Source organism: Pseudomonas sp. WS 5078, assembly GCF_012985745.1.
Taxonomy (GTDB): domain Bacteria; phylum Pseudomonadota; class Gammaproteobacteria; order Pseudomonadales; family Pseudomonadaceae; genus Aquipseudomonas; species Aquipseudomonas lundensis_A.
Genome location: NZ_JAAQWX010000014.1, coordinates 93,034 through 110,590 on the forward strand (window position 1 = coordinate 93,034; position 17,557 = coordinate 110,590).

Annotated in this window: 20 protein-coding genes and 1 riboswitch; of the genes, 3 read left to right on the forward strand and 17 right to left on the reverse strand. The window is 59.6% G+C overall.

Annotated features, from left to right (window positions below):
- Positions 1 to 14 precede the first annotated feature (14 nt).
- Positions 15 to 494: a hypothetical protein gene (locus HBN68_RS17820; protein WP_169965527.1), complete on the forward strand. Its 480-nt coding sequence runs from the start codon at positions 15 to 17 to the stop codon at positions 492 to 494.
- 147 nt (positions 495 to 641) lie between these two features.
- Complete coding sequence (locus HBN68_RS17825; RefSeq protein ID WP_094994745.1) at positions 642 to 1,922, forward strand: outer membrane protein transport protein; 1,281 nt, start codon at positions 642 to 644, stop codon at positions 1,920 to 1,922.
- Positions 1,923 to 2,007: 85 nt separating this feature from the next.
- Here HBN68_RS17825 and HBN68_RS17830 read toward each other — a convergent pair whose 3' ends face one another.
- The 14 genes from HBN68_RS17830 to cobO form a co-directional block, all read right to left on the reverse strand.
- The gene (locus HBN68_RS17830) at positions 2,008 to 2,559 is read right to left on the reverse strand and encodes a glutathione peroxidase (protein WP_169965529.1); all 552 of its coding nucleotides are present in this window, start codon (positions 2,557 to 2,559) and stop codon (positions 2,008 to 2,010) included.
- A gap of 55 nt (positions 2,560 to 2,614) precedes the next feature.
- A complete protein-coding gene (locus HBN68_RS22295; RefSeq protein WP_262373569.1) occupies positions 2,615 to 2,737 on the reverse strand; it encodes a hypothetical protein in 123 nt (40 codons plus the stop codon).
- Positions 2,734 to 3,933, reverse strand: coding sequence for an MFS transporter (locus HBN68_RS17835; RefSeq protein ID WP_169965573.1), 1,200 nt, complete (start codon positions 3,931 to 3,933; stop codon positions 2,734 to 2,736). Before HBN68_RS17835 ends, HBN68_RS22295 begins: the two co-directional genes overlap by 4 nt.
- Positions 3,934 to 3,993: 60 nt before the next feature.
- On the reverse strand, positions 3,994 to 4,407 hold the full coding sequence (locus HBN68_RS17840) for a MarR family winged helix-turn-helix transcriptional regulator (protein ID WP_094994742.1): 414 nt from the start codon (positions 4,405 to 4,407) through the stop codon (positions 3,994 to 3,996).
- A gap of 123 nt (positions 4,408 to 4,530) precedes the next feature.
- Positions 4,531 to 5,268 (reverse strand): adenosylcobinamide-GDP ribazoletransferase, encoded by a 738-nt coding sequence (locus HBN68_RS17845; RefSeq protein ID WP_169965531.1) that lies wholly within the window; start codon positions 5,266 to 5,268, stop codon positions 4,531 to 4,533.
- Positions 5,265 to 5,843 carry an alpha-ribazole phosphatase family protein gene (gene cobC / locus HBN68_RS17850; RefSeq protein ID WP_094994740.1) on the reverse strand — a complete coding sequence of 193 codons (579 nt, stop codon included), beginning with the start codon at positions 5,841 to 5,843 and terminating at the stop codon, positions 5,265 to 5,267. The genes HBN68_RS17845 and cobC overlap by 4 nt, the downstream gene beginning before the upstream one ends.
- On the reverse strand, positions 5,840 to 6,895 hold the full coding sequence (gene cobT, locus HBN68_RS17855; protein ID WP_094994739.1) for a nicotinate-nucleotide--dimethylbenzimidazole phosphoribosyltransferase: 1,056 nt from the start codon (positions 6,893 to 6,895) through the stop codon (positions 5,840 to 5,842). The genes cobC and cobT overlap by 4 nt, the downstream gene beginning before the upstream one ends.
- On the reverse strand, positions 6,892 to 7,413 hold the full coding sequence (cobU, locus tag HBN68_RS17860) for a bifunctional adenosylcobinamide kinase/adenosylcobinamide-phosphate guanylyltransferase (protein ID WP_094994749.1): 522 nt from the start codon (positions 7,411 to 7,413) through the stop codon (positions 6,892 to 6,894). The genes cobT and cobU overlap by 4 nt, the downstream gene beginning before the upstream one ends.
- A gap of 45 nt (positions 7,414 to 7,458) precedes the next feature.
- Positions 7,459 to 8,913: a cobyric acid synthase gene (locus HBN68_RS17865; RefSeq protein WP_169965533.1), complete on the reverse strand. Its 1,455-nt coding sequence runs from the start codon at positions 8,911 to 8,913 to the stop codon at positions 7,459 to 7,461.
- Positions 8,910 to 9,902: a threonine-phosphate decarboxylase CobD gene (gene cobD / locus HBN68_RS17870; RefSeq protein WP_094994737.1), complete on the reverse strand. Its 993-nt coding sequence runs from the start codon at positions 9,900 to 9,902 to the stop codon at positions 8,910 to 8,912. Before cobD ends, HBN68_RS17865 begins: the two co-directional genes overlap by 4 nt.
- Positions 9,895 to 10,803: an adenosylcobinamide-phosphate synthase CbiB gene (gene cbiB / locus HBN68_RS17875; RefSeq protein ID WP_094994736.1), complete on the reverse strand. Its 909-nt coding sequence runs from the start codon at positions 10,801 to 10,803 to the stop codon at positions 9,895 to 9,897. Before cbiB ends, cobD begins: the two co-directional genes overlap by 8 nt.
- A complete protein-coding gene (bluB, locus tag HBN68_RS17880) occupies positions 10,800 to 11,450 on the reverse strand; it encodes a 5,6-dimethylbenzimidazole synthase (protein WP_094994735.1) in 651 nt (216 codons plus the stop codon). Before bluB ends, cbiB begins: the two co-directional genes overlap by 4 nt.
- Positions 11,447 to 12,760 (reverse strand): cobyrinate a,c-diamide synthase, encoded by a 1,314-nt coding sequence (locus HBN68_RS17885; RefSeq protein ID WP_094994734.1) that lies wholly within the window; start codon positions 12,758 to 12,760, stop codon positions 11,447 to 11,449. Before HBN68_RS17885 ends, bluB begins: the two co-directional genes overlap by 4 nt.
- Before the next feature lie 10 nt (positions 12,761 to 12,770).
- Positions 12,771 to 13,382 (reverse strand): cob(I)yrinic acid a,c-diamide adenosyltransferase, encoded by a 612-nt coding sequence (gene cobO / locus HBN68_RS17890; RefSeq protein ID WP_094994733.1) that lies wholly within the window; start codon positions 13,380 to 13,382, stop codon positions 12,771 to 12,773.
- An 80-nt stretch (positions 13,383 to 13,462) separates the two neighbouring features.
- Positions 13,463 to 13,706: riboswitch (cobalamin riboswitch) on the reverse strand.
- A gap of 125 nt (positions 13,707 to 13,831) precedes the next feature.
- Between cobO and HBN68_RS17895 the strand changes: the two genes are divergently transcribed.
- Positions 13,832 to 15,139: a sorbosone dehydrogenase family protein gene (locus tag HBN68_RS17895; RefSeq protein ID WP_169965535.1), complete on the forward strand. Its 1,308-nt coding sequence runs from the start codon at positions 13,832 to 13,834 to the stop codon at positions 15,137 to 15,139.
- Between the two features lie 67 nt (positions 15,140 to 15,206).
- On the opposite strand, the gene HBN68_RS17900 is transcribed toward HBN68_RS17895, so the two are convergent.
- From HBN68_RS17900 to hda, 3 genes are all read right to left on the reverse strand, one after another.
- Entirely contained in the window at positions 15,207 to 15,746 is a 540-nt protein-coding gene (locus tag HBN68_RS17900) for a C40 family peptidase (protein ID WP_094994731.1), read from the reverse strand.
- A gap of 143 nt (positions 15,747 to 15,889) precedes the next feature.
- A complete protein-coding gene (locus tag HBN68_RS17905; protein ID WP_094994730.1) occupies positions 15,890 to 16,513 on the reverse strand; it encodes an NlpC/P60 family protein in 624 nt (207 codons plus the stop codon).
- 210 nt (positions 16,514 to 16,723) lie between these two features.
- A complete protein-coding gene (gene hda / locus HBN68_RS17910) occupies positions 16,724 to 17,428 on the reverse strand; it encodes a DnaA regulatory inactivator Hda (protein WP_047276383.1) in 705 nt (234 codons plus the stop codon).
- Positions 17,429 to 17,557: the final 129 nt, after the last annotated feature.

The following is a 17,557-nucleotide window of genomic DNA, read 5'->3' on the forward strand; positions in this document are numbered from 1 at the left end:
GCTTCGAGGTTGCCATGGGTATTGCTGCCAGGGAGTTGAGACTTTACGTGATCCGACCAACGCTTCTTTATTTAGGCACGAACAATCCTGATGCAGAGGCATTGTTGCTCGGCATTGCTGCAAGTCAGTCAAACCTGGGCTCCGCACTCCACGACCGACGCAGGCATGGTCTTTACAGTATTCGCGAACCTCGACACGCCGCACTGTGGGATGACTACCTCGCACATGACCCGGATCTGGCAAGCCTTGTAAGGGGACTCGCCAGCCAGCACGCTTTTTTATGCAGTCCTCACCTCGAGCTAACTGTAAATTTGCGTTACGCCACCGCAATCGCATGGATGTTGATTGAAGAGCAAAAAGCCATCATCCCGAAAACCAACGATGTAGTGGGCATGGCCAAAGTTTGGCGCCAAGTCTTTGAGCCACAAGGACGTTTACGTGACTTCGCTCATGCTTGGCGCATCTGCGTTACACATCTCAACCAGGTGGCCTGAGATTTCCAACCGCCTTAACAACTAGAAAAAGACCTAAAACCGGTAGGATTGTCCTACAAAACAACGCTATCTCCTGCGATTTGGCCTATAGCGCTTAAACAAAAATGTTGGTAGCTTTCCACCCGGTGATCAAAAGGAGTTCTAATAATGAAAAAAGTAATGCTCAAGACCACACTTAGCCTCGCCGTCACTTTGGCTTCCAGCCAGATTTTCGCCAGTGGCTTCGCCCTCAACGAACAAAGCGTCAGCGGTATGGGGACCGGTTTCGCAGGTCGTTCGTCTCAAGCGGATGATGCAAGCACCGTATTTGGTAACCCTGCCGGTATGTCCCGCCTACAAGGTCAGCAAGTGACCGGTGGCGTTGCAGTCATTGACGCAACAACCGATATCAAAGATGCGCGAGGTAATGCCCGGGGAACCAACAAAGGTGACATGGTTCCCTTCACCGGTGTTCCAATGGGTTTCTACACGAACCGCATCAATGATCAGTGGGCTGTAGGTTTCGGTGTATACGCGCCCTTTGGCCTCGCCACTGAATATGAAAAAAGCTTCCAGGGTCGCGCTTTCGGCAGTACTAGCGACGTTGCAGTTGTCACCTTCCAACCGACCGTCAGCTACGCGTTCAATGACAAGGTGTCGATCGGTTTCGGTCCAACCATCAACCGCATTGCCGGCAAACTGGAATCCGATCTTGCATTGGTACCAGGAACACCTGAAGCCCATGTAAAGATCAAAGGTGATGACACCGCTCTGGGATGGAACGCCGGTATTTTGGTGCAAGCCACTGACACTACCCGTGTCGGCCTGACCTACCACTCCAAAGTCAGCTACAAGCTCAAAGGCCACACCGACATTGAAGCGGGCGCGGGTACTCCGCCTCAATTGCTGAAAAGCAACCGCTATGATGCTTCGTTGTCGATCGACACCCCTGAATCCTGGGATCTGTCCGTCACACAAGACCTGTCTGATGCTTGGAAAGTCTATGCCGGTTCTACCTGGACACGTTGGAGCCGCCTGAAAGACATAACCGTTAAAAACGAAGGCGTTACGGTTGCCAACGCAGGTCCGGGCGGCGCTCAGGCGTTCACCACCATCAAAGAAGAGCAAAACTGGCATGACACTTGGGCTTACGCCATCGGTACGTCTTATCAGTTGAACAAACAGTGGATTGTGCGTACCGGTCTGACATGGGACCAGTCGCCTACCAACAACACCAACCGTTCGCCACGTATTCCTACCGGTGACCGGACAATCTTCAGCCTGGGTGCTGGCTACGCAATCACTGACGACCTGACTATTGACGTGGCTTACTCTTACCTCAAAGAAGAGTCCGTGAAAGTCAACGACGCGAAGGGCATCAACCGTTACAGCGCCAAATATGAAAACAGCGCAAACGGCTTCGCAGTGGGTGCAACCTACAAGTTCTAATTCGCGACGAACCTCACGGTTCATCTGCTGAATTAAAAAATCCCCGCCTCGGTGACGAGCGCGGGGATTTTTTATTGGCCGTTAATCAGGGTTTTGAAGCAATGGCCTTTTCGATCGCCTCGATCAGCTCCGGACTGTCGGGCTTTGTCAGGCTGGAAAAGTTGGCAATCACATTGCCCTGACGGTCCACCACGTATTTATAGAAGTTCCACTTCGGCGCGCTGCTTTGCTCAGCCAGCACTTTGAACAGGTGCACCGCATCTGCCCCACGAACTTTCTGCGGATTGGTCATGGTGAATGTCACGCCGTAGTTCACGTAACACACCTTGGCAGTCTCTTCCCCATCCTTGGCCTCTTGCTTGAAGTCATCCGAGGGCACGCCAATCAGCTCAAGCCCCTGATCTTTATAGCGTTTATTCAACGCTTCAAGCCCTTTGAATTGGGGCGCGAACCCGCAGAAACTTGCGGTATTGACAATGACCAGCGGCTTTCCGGCAAAGCGTTGGCACAAGTCGATGGACTCTTTTGATCGCAACTTGGGCAACGAACCTTCGAGCAGCGGCGGGCATTGTGCCGCCCAAACAGGTCCTGCACACGCCAACAACAGTACGGGCATCGCAATCCAGCGCTTGAGCATCATTGGTGTCCTTTTAAAAAATACAGGCCCTGAACTTACGCGCCCGGCCCATGAACTAGCAAGTAGCCATGCCCAGTTGCAGCAACGCCAGTCCACCCTGATGCCAGCCCCACCATGCCAGAGCGATAAGGGCCGACCCCGCACCCAAGCCACCCAGCCAGATCCAGGTTGAACTCACACCCCACGCTCCTGCAATTGCAAACGCGCAACAGGCCGCTCGCGCACCGGTAAATTAAGGGCCGCCGCCAACAGGCTCAAAACAATCGAAACCTGCCAGATCAAGTCATAACTCCCGGTTTGATCGTAGACCACACCGCCGAGCCAGCCACCCAAAAATGCCCCCAACTGGTGGAACAGAAAAACGATGCCGCCCAGCATCGACAGGTTACGCACACCAAACAGTGTCGCTACCGTACCGTTGGTCAGGGGCACCGTCGACAGCCACAAAAACCCCATGGCCATACCGAACAAGTAAGCACTGAACTGCGTAACCGGCGCCCACAAGAACAGCACGATGACCACCGCCCGCGCCAAATAGAGGCCGGTCAACAAGCGTGGCTTGGACATCCGCCCGCCCAGCCAACCTGCCGTGTAGGTGCCAAAGATATTGAATAGACCGATCAGTGCCAGCACAGACGTACCGACAGTCGCAGGCAGATGCTGATCAACCAGATAGGCCGGCAAATGAATGCCGATAAAGACCACCTGAAAACCGCAGACGAAAAAACCAAAGGCCAAAAGCCAGAACCCCGAGTGGCTGCACGCCTCGTGCAACGCTTGTTTGAGGGTCTGTTCGCCGCCCAGTGCGGGCATGGGGCGATCCTTGAGCATGCTCACCAGCGGCACGATCAGCGCAACCAACAGGCCTAACACCAATAAGGCCGTTGACCAACCGAGCCAGCCGATCAGCCCCAGCGTGCCAGGCAGCATGGCGAACTGCCCGAAGGAACCTGCTGCGCTGGCGATCCCCATGCCCATGCTGCGCTTTTCAGGCGGCAAGGCACGCCCTACGACACCGAGGATCACGGAGAACGAAGTGCCCGACAGGCCAATCCCGATCAGCAGCCCTGCGCTCAATGACAGCGACAGCGGCGAATCGGACATCCCCATCATGACCAGACCCACCGCGTATAGCACGCCGCCGACGATCACGACCCTGGCCGCGCCAAACCGGTCCGCCAGCGCCCCGGTGAAAGGCTGCGCCAAGCCCCAAATCAAATTTTGCAAAGCGATAGCGAACGCAAAGACTTCTCGGCCCCAGCCGAACTGCGCACTCATCGGCGGCAGAAACAGGCCGAAGCCATGCCTCACGCCCAAGGACAGCGCCAAGATCAGCGCGCTGCCCAGCAAGACCCAACCGCTATTACGCCACACCGTTGTCATTTTTATTCTCCGGGAGCGGGTATAAACCCTTTGAAGACACGCGACTTACCCTTAGTCAGTGCCTGCCAATTCGTTCAACAATTCTAAAAGTTGGGCGCGTCGCGCGTCACCCAAGCGGTCCATCAAGCGTTGCTGCGCGCGCTCCCACGCGGGCAGGGCCGCAGCAAGACGCTCATTACCCGCCTCGGTCAGGCACACCAGTCGGTTACGCTGATCAGCGCCTTCAGAGAGTTTCACCAACCCCATCCCCTCAAGCACCCGCAAATTGCGGCCCAGCGTGCTGCGGTCCAGCCCCATCGCTTCGGCAAGGCTGGAAATGCTCGGTCGGTCCATACGCTTGAGGTTGCAGAGCAGTGAATACTGGGCAACGTTGATCCCCAAGCCATCCAGGGCGCCGTCGTAATGCCTGCTGACGCCACGCGCCGCACGCCGCAGGTTGGTGCATAAACACTGGGTTGGTAACATTTTGTATGTATATACCCGCAATAAAAGAGTTACAAGAATAAAACCTTAGCCGCTGTTGAAGCCTGAGCCAGCCCGAAATACGCCGCGACTGCCCCGGCGGCTCATTCCCGTTCAAAACGGTGGCTACCCGATCAGGGCCAGACCGACCAATACCCACACCTCAAGCAACTCCAGTAGCGCGCCGGCGGTATCGCCGGTGGTGCCGCCCAATCGACGCATCATCATTCGGCGCAACCACGCAAACCCGATGATGGCCAAGACCAGCGACCACACGCCACTCATCCCCCCCAGCAGCACACCAACCAACGCGCTGACGCCCAGCACCCACCAGCCTGTCGAGCGCGGCAAATGATCGGCCAGCGCCTGCCCCAGCCCACCGGCGCGCACATAAGGGGTGGTCAAAAACACACCCAGCAACGCACTGCGCCCGATCAGCGGCACAATCAGCAACGCCACGTACTGTTGCTGCTCGATCACCGCCAGCAAGGCAGAGAACTTAAGCAGCAGCACCAACACCAAGACCACCACGGCAATCGGGCCGCTGCGTGGGTCTTTCATGATGGTCAGCGTGCGCTCGCGATCACCAAACCCGCCCAACCACGCATCAGCGCTGTCCGCCAGGCCGTCCAGGTGCAACCCGCCGCTGAACAGCACCCACACCGTTAGCAGCAGGGCGGCATGTAACATGAGCGGCGCGCCTGACAAGCACACGTTCACGCCCCACAAAACAGCGCCCAACAGCAGGCCCACCAGCGGGTAATACAGGAGCGAACGGCCGGTTTCCCGAGGTGACGGCATACCGGGCAACCGCACCGGCAAACTGCTCAAAAATTGCAAGGCAATCCAGAACGGCCCCCTCATGCGCTCACCTCATGCAACTCACCCTCAGCGCTCACTTGCACGTGCAGCAAGGCGCCGTGGGGCACCGCGACGTTGAGCAACTGTTCGCGGGGCAAGCCGCGAGCTTGAGCCAATAACCGTTTGATCACACCACCGTGGCAAACCACCAGCACTTTTTGACCCGCGTACTGGTGTTGCAGCCGCAGAACCGCTGCCATCACACGCTCGGCAAACTCCAGCACCGGCTCCCCTTCAGGCGGGGTAAAGGCATACGGGTCTGACCAGAACAAGCCCAACGCCTCAGCATCGGTTTCCATTAAGGCCGCCGCGCTCTGCCCTTCCCACACGCCAAAGTGCAACTCCTGAAGATCCTTGTCGAGGGTCAACGGCAGGTCCAGGGACGCAGCCAGATCCTGCGCAAACAGGCGGCAGCGCTGTAATGGCGAGCTGACAATCCGCTCCCACGGCCCCTGTCCCTGAACCGCCTCGCGCATTTGCGACCAGCCCAGTTCGGTCAGCGCATCGTCCAGACTGCCGCGCAGGCCACCGCCCAGTTCGGTTTCCCCATGGCGCAACAGGTCCAGGCGCACAATCATGCCGGGCGATCCGCCACGGCTGCTTCGGCAAACGTCGCCATTTGCCCATGCAGGTCACAGGCCAGCCGCAGCAACGGCACCGCCAGTGCCGCCCCGCTGCCTTCGCCCAGCCGTAGGCCAAGATCAAGCAGAGGCTCTGCTGCGAGGCTCTCGAGCACGTGACGATGCCCCTGTTCGGCTCCGCGATGGCTGAAGACCATCCATTGACGGCACTCGGGATTCAAACGCACGGCAACCATCGCCGCGACCGTACAGATAAAGCCATCCACCAACGCCACAAGCCCTTCTTGGGCGCAGGCCACATACGCGCCCGCCAGCGCGGCGATTTCAAAACCACCGAGACGGAATAACGTTTGCAGCGGATCGTCCAGCCAGCCAGCATGGAACGCCAACGCCTGCTCAATTACCCGTGCTTTGTGGCTGACGCCCGCAGCGTCCAGCCCTGTACCGGGGCCCGTCAACAACGATGCCGGGCATTGAAGCAACGCGCTGGCCACCGCACTGGCGGAGGCGGTGTTGCCAATACCCATTTCGCCGCCGATAAACAGTTCCCCACCGTCCTCACGGGCCCGTATCACGCTGTCGCGCCCTGCTTGCAAGGCCTTCAGGCCTTGTGCGTCCGTCATGGCCGGCCCCGTGGCGAAGTTCGCCGTGCCCGCCCCCAATTGCAAATGACGGACACCCGCCAGATCGAGCATCGGCGTGACCGTCCCCAGGTCAACCACGTCCAGTTGCGCGCCCAATTGCCGTGCCAGCACACTGATCGCCGCACCGCCACTGACAAAATTGTGCAGCATTTGCCCGGTCACGGCTTGTGGGTACGCTGAAACACCCTCGGCCACCACCCCGTGATCTCCGGCGAAAAGGGCGATCCATAACTGATCGACACGCGGTTTGACCCGCCCTTGCAGCCCGGCCAGTTGAATCGCCAGGGTTTCGAGCTGCCCCAGTGAACCAGCAGGTTTGGTCAATTGCTGTTGACGCTCGGCAGCTGCCTTTTGTACGTCACGGTCAAGGGATTTACACGGGCGCAGCCACCACGGCGTGTTCATAAGGCAGTTCCTTTCAACGTCAGGGGCAAGCCTGCGACGGTCAACACAACCCGCTCACAGCGCTCGGCCAAAGCTTGATGCAGCCAACCGGCTTCATCGACATAACGGCGCGTCAACTCGCCCAGCGGCACGACACCCATTCCGGTTTCATTGCTGACAAAAATGATCTCTCCCGGCAGCGCTGTCAGGCACGCCAGCAAGGCATCACGCTCAGCAATCAGGCGTTGCGGGTCTTCGAGCATCAACAGGTTGGTCAACCACAACGTCAAGCAGTCCACCAGCAGGCATGTATCGGCACGGGCACTTTCGCGCAGCACGCGGGCCAATGCCAACGGCTCTTCAATCAACCCCCAATCGGCAGGACGCCGCTCGCGGTGGTGACGAACACGGTCATTCATCTCCAGGTCAAGCGGTTGGCTGGTGGCGATGTAGGTCACCGCGCACCCCGAGCCGGCTGCCAGCGTTTCTGCCAGACGGCTCTTACCCGAACGGGCACCGCCCAAAATCAGTTGCAGCATGTTCATGAACCTCTAAAAAATCAGCCTGCGGCAGCGATCACCGGGTTATTCAAGCCCGCACAGCTGGCGCAAGCGGTCGGTGTCCAAATGGTTTTCCACCAGATCAGCCAACCGCTCAATATCGCGCTCACGCAGCGCGTGGTAGTCCACAGACTGGACGTTGCGCAGGCCGGCCCAGCGCAGCAGGGCACTGCACGCTGCGGGCGACTCGAACAGGCCATGCACGTAAGTCCCGATGATTTGCCCGTCTGCGCTAAGCGCGCCATCGCATCGGCCGTCTTCGAGCTGCACGGCGGGCTGTTCAAGGGCTGGCCCGCTGGTTACCCCGGCGTGAATCTCATAACCACTGACCTCGGCGTTTTCCAGCGCAAGCCGCCCGCGGACATTACGCAGTTGTTTTTCAGCTTCCAGCTGCGTGCTAAACGCCAACAGGCCCAGCCCGTCGCTGGAACCCGGCGCGCCTTCGAGGCCCAGCGGGTCGTGTACCTGTTCGCCAAGCATTTGCAAGCCACCGCAAATCCCCAACACCCGGCCGCCATAGCGCAAATGCCGCTCAATGACCGCGTCCCAGCCATTGGCGCGCAGGTAGTCCAAGTCACTGCGCACGCTTTTGGAACCCGGCAGGATGATCAGGTCGGCGGCCGGAATCGACTGGCCCGGCCCGACAAACTGCACATCCACTTGGGGATGCAAACGCAGCGGGTCAAAATCGGTGTGGTTGCTGATGCGCGGCAGCACCGGCACCACCACCTTCAGCACATGCCCCTCTTTACTGATCTGACGCTGATCGATGCCGTCTTCGGCTTCAAGGTGCAGGTCCATCACATAAGGAAGCACTCCGATCACCGGCTTGCCCGTCCGTTGCTCCAGCCAGTCGAGCCCCGGTTGCAGCAATGCGATATCGCCGCGAAAACGGTTAATGATAAAACCCTGAACCCGTGCCTGTTCGCTTTCCGACAGCAGTTCGAGGGTGCCGACCAAATGGGCGAAAACGCCGCCGCGATTGATGTCGGCAATCAGAATCACCGGGCAATCCACCGCTTCGGCAAAGCCCATGTTGGCAATGTCGCCTGCGCGTAAATTGATCTCGGCCGGCGACCCCGCGCCTTCGACCATCACCACGGGATAGGCCGCACTCAGACGTGCATGGGAGGCCAGCACAGCCTGCATCGCGATGGTTTTGTAATCGTGATAAGCCACCGCGTTCATGCTGGTCACGGCACGCCCGTGAATGATCACTTGCGAGCCGGTGTCGCTGTTGGGTTTGAGCAATACCGGGTTCATGTCGGTGTGCGGCGCCAGCCCGGCAGCCTGCGCCTGAACGGCCTGGGCGCGACCGATCTCGCCGCCCTCAGCTGTCACCGCACTGTTGAGCGCCATGTTCTGCGGCTTGAAAGGCACCACACGCACGCCTTGACGGGTCAACCAACGGCACAACGCCGTTACCAATGTACTTTTGCCCGCATCGGACGTGGTGCCTTGCACCATCAACGTGCTCATGGGATTTCCTTGGTGTAAGCCTGCAAAGCCAGGTCCAGCTTCAGCCAATGGGCCTCCTCGGCGGGAAGGCCAAAACGCAGGCTGCTGTTATGGGCAAACAGGCGCAGGAGTATGCCGCGCCGGGCCATGAAGTCGTAGAGGTGCTCAGCGTGCGGGGTGATCAGCCACTGAAACAGTGCACAGCCGCCCTGTGCAGGCAACCCGTACTGACTGAGCATCGCCACCAGACGCTGGCTGGCCTGCTCGCTGCGCTGGCGTTGCCGGGCATGCGCCTCGGTGTCGAGCAGGCACGCTTGCCCCAGTACCCGCGTCGGTCCGCTGACAGCCCACGGGCCGACGTGCTCAGCGAGCAACTTGAGCAGCTTGAGTTCCGCCAGCACAAAGCCAAGACGCACCCCCGCGAGCCCGAAAAACTTGCCGAACGAACGCAGCACAATCAGGCCGGTACGCTGGCTCTGCGGCGCCAGGCTCAACTCAGGGGTGTTGTCCATGAACGCTTCGTCCACCACCAGCCAGCCGCCGCGCTGTACCAGGCGCGCATGCCAGTCCAGCAACCGTTCGGGTGACAGGCTCAGGCCCGTCGGATTATTGGGGTTGACCACCACCAGCACGTCCAGCGTGTCGAGATAAAAATCGACTTCCTGCTCCAGGATTTCGCGCACGATGTGCCCGTTGCGGCGCCAGGCCTCTGCATGCTCGGCATAACACGGTGACAGCACGCCGACCTTGCCACTGCGACGCAGACGGGGCAGCAACTGGATAGCACATTGCGAACCGGGCACAGGCAAGACTTCAGGGGCGCCGTAATAGCTGCACGCGGCCTGTTCAAGACCGTCATCGGTTTCGGGCAAGCGCGCCCAGGCCCGCTCGGGAATAACAGGGATTGTGAAGGGCCAGGGCGCCAGACCGCTGGACAGGTCCAGCCAGTCAGCTTCGGCAATCCCGTATTGCAGGGCTGCCTGTCGCAAACGTCCACCGTGCTCAAGCATAAAACTCACTCCCGACACACAGAATCAGCAGCCACAGCCACACGCCACGCTGCACCAATTGCCAGCCGCGCCCGATGGAATCGGCGTCGGCGGGCGGGCCTTCACCCAACTGCGGGCGCTCGTGCAATTCACCGTGGTAAATCGCCGGGCCACCCAGTGCGACCCCCAGCGCGCCAGCACCGGCCGCCATGACCGGGCCCGCGTTGGGGCTGTCCCAGTGCGGCGCCTGCGTTCGCCAACACTGCATGGCGAGCCGAGTTTTGCCCAGCAGTGCGTAGGTCAGGGCGACCAGACGCGCAGGCACGTAGTTAAGCAAATCGTCGATGCGCGCAGCAGCCCAGCCAAAACGTTCGAACCGTTCAGTGCGATAGCCCCACATGGCATCGAGGGTATTACTCAAACGATAGAGCACCACGCCGGGAGCACCCGCCACGACAAACCAGAAAATCGCTGCAAACACCGCGTCGCTGCCGTTTTCCAGCACCGACTCGGTGGCGGCCCGCGCCACTTCGGTCGAGTCCAGTTCGCTGGTCTGGCGGCTGACCAGATAACCCACACGGGTGCGGGCGTGATCCAGATCCTGACTGCGCAACGCCTCAGCCACAGGTTGCACGTGTTCGCCAAGGCTGCGCATGCCCAGCGCGCAATACAGCGCCAGAATGTCCACCAGCCAACCGATATAAGGCAGCCATGACAACGCCGTGGCCAAAATCGTCAACGGAATCACGGCCAACACCCAAGCGGTCACGCCGTGACTGCGCCAGCCACGTCCACCGGAATTAAAACGCTGTTCGATGCGGTCTGCCATACGGCCGAACGCAACCAGCGGATGCCAGCGTTTGGGCTCACCCAGCAATGCGTCCAACGCCACCCCGGCGACGCACAGCAACGCCACACTCATGGGCTCACCCCCCAATAGTTCTCGTACACCAATTCGTTGAGAGGACGCGCCTGCGCCCACCCTTCCAGCACCAGCATAGGCGCCGGATAAAACGCCTCGACCGGCCCCAGACACAACACCGCCAACGGTTTTGCGCCGGCAGGCAGGCCCAGCAGATCCGCCAGTGCTTGCGGCTCGAACAACGACACCCAGCCCATGCCCAACCCTTCAACCCGGGCCGCCAGCCACAGGTTTTGAATGGCACAGGACAACGACGCCATGTCCATCTCCGGCAACGTGCGGCGCCCGAAAATATGCTTCTCGCGATCGTCCATTAATGCGGCAACCAGCACTTCGGCGCAGTCGTTGATGCCTTCGACCTTAAGGGTCATGAATTCATCAGAACGCTCGCCCAGCGCTTGGGCGGTGCGTACACGCTCCTCTTCCACCAGCGCCTGAACCTTGGCGCGCAGTTCACGGTTGGTGATGCGGATAAACCGCCACGGCTGCATCAAACCCACGCTGGGGGCTTGGTGCGCCGCTTCGAGCAAGCGGGCCAGCAGTTCGGGGGCGACCGTTCCCCCACTGAAATGGCGCATATCGCGGCGCTCGGCGATGGCGCGATACACCGCTGCGCGCTCTTGGGAACTGAATGCGTTGTCGCTCATGGCACCTTCACAGCACAGGGCGCGAACAGCGCAGCCACGGCCTTGGGATTGGAGGGAAAGTAAAAGTGCACATAAGACGCCGTCATACGGCCTTCGCGATACACCGCTTCGGCACCGCGCCCCCCGTTAGGGCTCAGGCCGCGGGCAATGGGTTGCAGCTCGGTGCTGGTCAGCGAGTGGTGATAGGTATGACCGCGCAGCAGGCCTTCGGGCATGTCAACAGCTTGCAACGCCAGTGCCGCGAGACGCTTTTGCATGGTTGCCTCCCCCGCCAGCACGCCCACCAATTCAGCACGTTGGCCGTCGACATCCGTCAAGGCATCGAGCAGGTACAGCATGCCGCCACATTCCGCCAGTAACGGCTTGCCTGCAGCGTGGTGAGCACGAATCGCGTCGAGCATCGCGTGGTTACGCGACAGCTCAAGGTGATGCAACTCCGGGTAGCCTCCCGGCAAATACAGGCTGTGCGCCGCAGGAAGCTGCGTGTCGCGGATCGGCGAAAAGAACAGCAGCTCAGCGCCCATGTCGCGCAGTAAAGCCAGGCTCGCACCGTATGTAAAAGCGAACGCTTCATCCCGCGCCACGGCAATCCGGACGCCCGCCAACAATGGCTCGACCTTTACCGGCTCGGGCGCTGCGAACTCAACAGCGGGTGGCAGCGCTACCTCGCAGGTGCTGGCGAGGGCGTCGGCGGCCGCATCCAGGCGTGCGTCCAGGTCATTCAACTCGCTGGCCTGCACCAGCCCCAAGTGACGACTGGGCAATTCGATGCCGGTTTCCCGGGACAGCGCGCCATACCAGCGCAACCCTTCGGTCAAACTGCCTTCAAGCAATTGCGCGTGACGCACCGTACCCACCCGATTGGCCAACACCCCGGCAAAGGGCAGGTCCGGCTGATACCGCGCAAGCCCTAGCGCCAAGGCGCCGAAGGTTTGAGCCATTGCGGTGCCATCAATCACGCCCAGTACCGGCACCCCGAAGTGACGCGCCAGGTCAGCGCTGGACGGCGTGCCATCAAACAGCCCCATCACCCCTTCAATGAGGATCAGGTCTGCCTCACCCGCGGCGTCCCACAGCAGACGTCGACTTTCCTGCGCGCCCACCATCCACAAATCGACCTGATACACCGGCGCACCGCTGGCACGCTCCAGAATCATCGGGTCGAGGAAATCCGGGCCACATTTAAACACCCGCACCTTGCGCCCCTGATTGCGGTGCAGTCGGGCCAAAGCGGCGGTAACGGTGGTCTTGCCCTGACCGGAAGCCGGCGCGGCGATCAACACCGCCGGGCAATGACGCGACTCTCTCATGCTTGAACACTCACAGTTCGATGCCTTTCTGGGCTTTGATGCCGGCCTGGAAAGCGTGTTTAACCACATTCATTTCCGTCACGGTGTCGGCCAGATCAATCATTTCAGGTTTTGCACCGCGTCCGGTGACCAGTACGTGCTGCATCGGCGGACGGGCTTGCAGGTCAGTCAGCACCTGTTCCAGATCGAGATAGCCGTGTTTGAGCGCAATGTTCAACTCATCCAGCACGACCAGCCCGATGGACGGATCACGCAGCATTTCGCGGGACACTTCCCACGCAGCCTCGGCAGCGGCGATGTCGCGCTGACGGTCCTGCGTCTCCCAGGTAAAGCCCTCGCCCATCACGTGATAGCGCACTTGCTCCGGGAAGCGACGGAAGAAGAGTTCTTCGCCGGTGCTGTTGCGTCCCTTGATGAACTGCACCACGCCACACTGCATGCCGTGGCCCATGGCGCGGGCCAGCATGCCGAAGGCCGAGCTGCTCTTGCCTTTACCGTTGCCGGTCAACACCAGCAGCAGACCACACTCATTGGGTGCGCTGGCAATGCGCTCGTCCATCACGGCTTTTTTGCGCAGCATGCGCGCCTGATGACGTTCGTCGCGTTCGGGGGATTCATTCATGGCAGCTCTCCGTTGGGGCTGAAAAAAGCAAACGGGAGGCGGGGGAGATTTAACAAAAGCGACACACCGTCGCCCGCCGCGAGGTGCTGGATGGATCAGGCCGGTCTCCGGGCTCATGAGCGGGCCGCCTGTACACAAGCAGCCCTGACCGCGCGCCTTCCCGTGAACAGACACAGTGGCACTTGGCGTGGTGTTGACTCATTTACCGTTGCGGGGGCAGCGCCGGAATCGTGGCCCCGGCGCACTGCACCTGAACCCTCACCGGCTTCCCTGTTTCACCCTGCCAGCCCATGGCTGCAGAGCACCTGAAACAAGCGGCGAAGGTTAGAGGGTTGGGGGTGGAGCGTCAATTAAAGGTAGTGCACATACCCACAGCAAAATGGCATTACCCTGAACCTTTGCCTCGCCAAGCTTCTCTATCACTTACACCCCTACTCATGGAGATTCACATGCTCAAGCGCCAGCACGCTGTTGTCATCGTACTTGCAGCAGGATTAGCCGCCTGTGGTGAGAGTTCGACTTTGCAAGTGGCGGATGGCACTGGCCCGTCGCCCAAGCTGCCTGAACCTAACAAGACGCTGATCCCGACGGTCAATATCGCCCCCGCCGTGGGTTGGTCGCAGAGAGCCAAGCCGATTGCCGCCGAAGGCCTGCAGGTCAGCGCCTTTGCCGAGGACCTTGATCACCCGCGCTGGCTGTATGTGCTGCCCAACGGCGATGTGCTGGTGGCGGAAACCAATGCCCCGCCCAAACCGGACGACAGTAAAGGGATTCGCGGCTGGGTGATGGAAAAGGTCATGGGTAAAGCTGGCGCGGGCGTGCCCAGTGCGAACCGGATCACACTGTTACGCGATGCCAATCACGATGGCATCGCCGAAACCCGCAGCGTGTTTTTGCAAAACCTGAATTCGCCATTTGGCATGGCCCTGGTCGGCAACGATCTGTACGTGGCCGACTCCGACAAACTGCTGCGCTTCCCGTACCAAGCCGGTGAAGACAGCATCAGCGCTCAGCCGACCAAAGTGGTCGACCTGCCAGGCGGCCCGCTGAACCACCACTGGACCAAAAACGTGATTGCCAGCCCCGATGGCAAGAAGCTCTACGTGACCGTTGGCTCTAACAGCAACGTGGGCGAGAACGGCATGGACAAGGAAGAAGGCCGCGCGGCGATCTGGGAAGTGGACCCCGCCACCGGCAGCCACCGCATTTTCGCGTCCGGCTTGCGCAACCCCAATGGCATGGGCTGGGAACCGTCGACCGGTAAACTCTGGACGGCAGTCAATGAACGCGACGAGATTGGCAGCGACCTGGTGCCGGACTACATCACGTCCGTCAAAGACGGTGGCTTTTATGGCTGGCCCTACAGCTATTACGGTCAACACGTCGATGCCAGGGTGAATCCGCAAAACCCTGAGCAAGTAGCAAAAGCCATAGCGCCTGACTATGCACTCGGCCCGCACACCGCTTCATTAGGGTTGAGCTTTGCCGACGGCAGCAAGTTGCCGAACTTCACCGAAGGGGCTTTTGTCGGCCAGCACGGCTCATGGAATCGCAAACCCCATAGCGGTTACAAAGTCATTTTCGTACCGTTTGCCGATGGCAAACCGACCGGGATGCCGATGGATGTATTGACCGGGTTCCTCACCGCCGATGAAAAAGCGATGGGCCGTCCGGTGGGCGTAGTGATCGACAAGCAAGGAGATCTGTTGGTGGCAGATGATGTCGGCAACAAGATCTGGCGGGTGTCCGCGAAGTAAGGTACTGCTGCCCGGAATAGAAAAAGAGGCTGTGTGATCACAGCCTCTCTCTGTATAACAGGCCCGCTTAAGGGTTGCGGGCCAGGTGCTGCTCGGTTGGCAGTACACGCTTGGCATTCAGGTAGGCTTTTTGCCAGTAGGCTTTGGACAGGCTGTCGAGCTTGACGGTACCGCCGGTGGCTGGCGCGTGTACGAAGCGCCCTTCTCCCACGTAAATTCCCGCATGACTGACTTGCGTCCCGCCACTGGTAGCGAAAAACAGCAAGTCACCGGTTTGCAGCTTGTCTTTACCCACATTCGGCGCACTCATCACGATCATCTCGCGGGTCGAGCGCGGCAACGAAATCCCGGCAGCGTCGTTGTAGACGTACTTGATCAGGCCACTGCAATCAAAGCCCGAGTCAGGGGTGTTGCCGCCCCAACGATAAGGCGTGCCTACCAGACCCAGCGCACGGAACAACACATCGGCGGCGATGGGCGAGAAATCTTCAGAGGGATTGGCAAATACCACCGGCTTTTTGGCCACTGGGGCGGGCGGCGGGTTGCTGGCGCAAGCACTGAGCAGGGCTGCTAGAGTCAAAACTGAGAAGCGGGCCATGATTGACATAAACAGAACGTTCCTGATTCTGGATACGGCAACTCGGCCGCGAAACCTGAAACCGCGACAGGCAATACCTTCGCGGCTCAGGAATTTAACAATGCGACTGAATTCTAGCCCTTAGAGGCCAAACTTCAAGTGAAGCTTTAACTTTACTTGCGGGCGATTACGCTCGTTGGCGCCATGGCCAGTGCACGCTTGGCTTCAATGAAGGTTTTGCTCCAGTAGGTATCGCCCAACTTGTCGATACGCACACCACCGCTGCGGCGGCTGCTGGAGTGGATGAACTGGTCATCACCCAGGTAAATCCCCGCGTGACTGACACGACCGCGGCCGTTGGTGCTGAAGAACAGCAGGTCACCCGGCTTGAGTTTGTTGCGAGCAACCAGCGGCGCATCAACGTTGATCATCTCGCGCGTTGAACGCGGCAATTGCATGCCAGCCTCTTCGCGGAACAGATAACCGATAAAGCCGCTGCAGTCGAAGCCTGCTTCCGAGGTGCCGCCAAAACGGTAACGGGTACCGATCAGGGACATGCCACGCTCAAGAATGCTGTCAGCCAACGCTGGCAACTCGTAAGGCTTGCTGTTCTCGGAGAATTGCGCCAGTTCTTTTTCGGTCGCCAGTTCTTCCTGATAAAGAGCGGAATCCTGGGACACTGATGACTTATGAGCCTGCTGGTCGACCACTTGCTGAGACACTGGCGAGTGCGCAGCGCAACCAAATAACAGGGTAACGAGTGCGAGGGGCACGAGGGGTGCGAAGCGATTTAGCATGGGCACGACCGTGGCTTGTGGGAAAAGTAGCCGCGACTATGCCAACTATGATCCTCATTTGCAAATTCAATCGATCTAAATGTGACTCGCCAGTTTTCTCATGACATCTAAAGTTTTACACCCCTGACGATAAATTCTGCGTTTGCCGCCCTTCTGGCACGCGGGTTTTCTGACGCCTGTCATTTGTCGAAACGGCTTGAAACGGCGTGTTTACCAGCCCAGGGTTTCTTTCAGGAAAGGGATGGTCAATTTGCGCTGGGCTTGCAAAGAGGCCTGATCGAGCTGCTCCAGCAGGTCAAACAGCGCACTCATGCTGCGGGTGCCACGGGTGAGGATAAAGTGCCCGACTTCGTCGGTCAGGTGCAGGCCACGACGCGAAGCTCGCAACTGCAAAGCACGCAGCTTGTCCTCGTCGGACAGCGGTCGCATCTGGAAGATCAGGGCCAGGGTGAGGCGGGATTTGAGGTCAGCCAGTTTGATCGGCAGCTCTCGCGGTGACGCCGAAGCCGCAATCAACAGCCGTCGCCCGCTGTCGCGCAGACGGTTGAACAGGTGGAACAGTGCTTCTTCCCAGTCCGCGCGACCGGCGACTGCCTGAAGGTCATCCAGACACACCAGCTCATACTGTTCGAGGTTATCGAGGATTTCGATGCCGCGATCCATCAATTCGCCCAACGGCAGGTACACAGCAGGTTCGCCCATCTGTTCAAAACGCAGGCAGGCTGCCTGCAACAGGTGCGTACGTCCTACGCCATGCTTGCCCCACAGGTAAATCAGACTTTCTGTCCAGCCGGCGTCGGCTTCGCATAGACGCTCGACATAGCCGAGTGCAGCGGCATTGGCGCCTGGATAGTAGTTTATGAAGGTAGCGTCATCACGCAGACGCACACCTAGGGGCAGCTGAATCGGTTTCATGCTGACTGAACAGTTCAAACGAACCGTTAGTGGCCTCTGTGTAAAGTTTGCAAAGTTTATACCCGTTGTAGCCGGGCGCACAATGTAACAGACCACGAGCAAAATCAAAGGTTTGCGTTAAGGCCTTGG

Coding starts and splice junctions, on each gene's coding strand:
- HBN68_RS17820 (WP_169965527.1), top strand. CDS start 15: ATGGGTATTGCTGCCAGGGAGTTGAGACTTTACGTGATCCGACCAACG.
- HBN68_RS17825 (WP_094994745.1), top strand. CDS start 642: ATGAAAAAAGTAATGCTCAAGACCACACTTAGCCTCGCCGTCACTTTG.
- HBN68_RS17830 (WP_169965529.1), bottom strand. CDS start 2,559: ATGCTCAAGCGCTGGATTGCGATGCCCGTACTGTTGTTGGCGTGTGCA.
- HBN68_RS17840 (WP_094994742.1), bottom strand. CDS start 4,407: ATGTTACCAACCCAGTGTTTATGCACCAACCTGCGGCGTGCGGCGCGT.
- HBN68_RS17845 (WP_169965531.1), bottom strand. CDS start 5,268: ATGAGGGGGCCGTTCTGGATTGCCTTGCAATTTTTGAGCAGTTTGCCG.
- cobC (WP_094994740.1), bottom strand. CDS start 5,843: ATGATTGTGCGCCTGGACCTGTTGCGCCATGGGGAAACCGAACTGGGC.
- cobT (WP_094994739.1), bottom strand. CDS start 6,895: ATGAACACGCCGTGGTGGCTGCGCCCGTGTAAATCCCTTGACCGTGAC.
- cobU (WP_094994749.1), bottom strand. CDS start 7,413: ATGCTGCAACTGATTTTGGGCGGTGCCCGTTCGGGTAAGAGCCGTCTG.
- HBN68_RS17865 (WP_169965533.1), bottom strand. CDS start 8,913: ATGAGCACGTTGATGGTGCAAGGCACCACGTCCGATGCGGGCAAAAGT.
- cobD (WP_094994737.1), bottom strand. CDS start 9,902: ATGCTTGAGCACGGTGGACGTTTGCGACAGGCAGCCCTGCAATACGGG.
- cbiB (WP_094994736.1), bottom strand. CDS start 10,803: ATGAGTGTGGCGTTGCTGTGCGTCGCCGGGGTGGCGTTGGACGCATTG.
- bluB (WP_094994735.1), bottom strand. CDS start 11,450: ATGAGCGACAACGCATTCAGTTCCCAAGAGCGCGCAGCGGTGTATCGC.
- HBN68_RS17885 (WP_094994734.1), bottom strand. CDS start 12,760: ATGAGAGAGTCGCGTCATTGCCCGGCGGTGTTGATCGCCGCGCCGGCT.
- cobO (WP_094994733.1), bottom strand. CDS start 13,382: ATGAATGAATCCCCCGAACGCGACGAACGTCATCAGGCGCGCATGCTG.
- HBN68_RS17895 (WP_169965535.1), top strand. CDS start 13,832: ATGCTCAAGCGCCAGCACGCTGTTGTCATCGTACTTGCAGCAGGATTA.
- HBN68_RS17900 (WP_094994731.1), bottom strand. CDS start 15,746: ATGTCAATCATGGCCCGCTTCTCAGTTTTGACTCTAGCAGCCCTGCTC.
- HBN68_RS17905 (WP_094994730.1), bottom strand. CDS start 16,513: ATGCTAAATCGCTTCGCACCCCTCGTGCCCCTCGCACTCGTTACCCTG.
- hda (WP_047276383.1), bottom strand. CDS start 17,428: ATGAAACCGATTCAGCTGCCCCTAGGTGTGCGTCTGCGTGATGACGCT.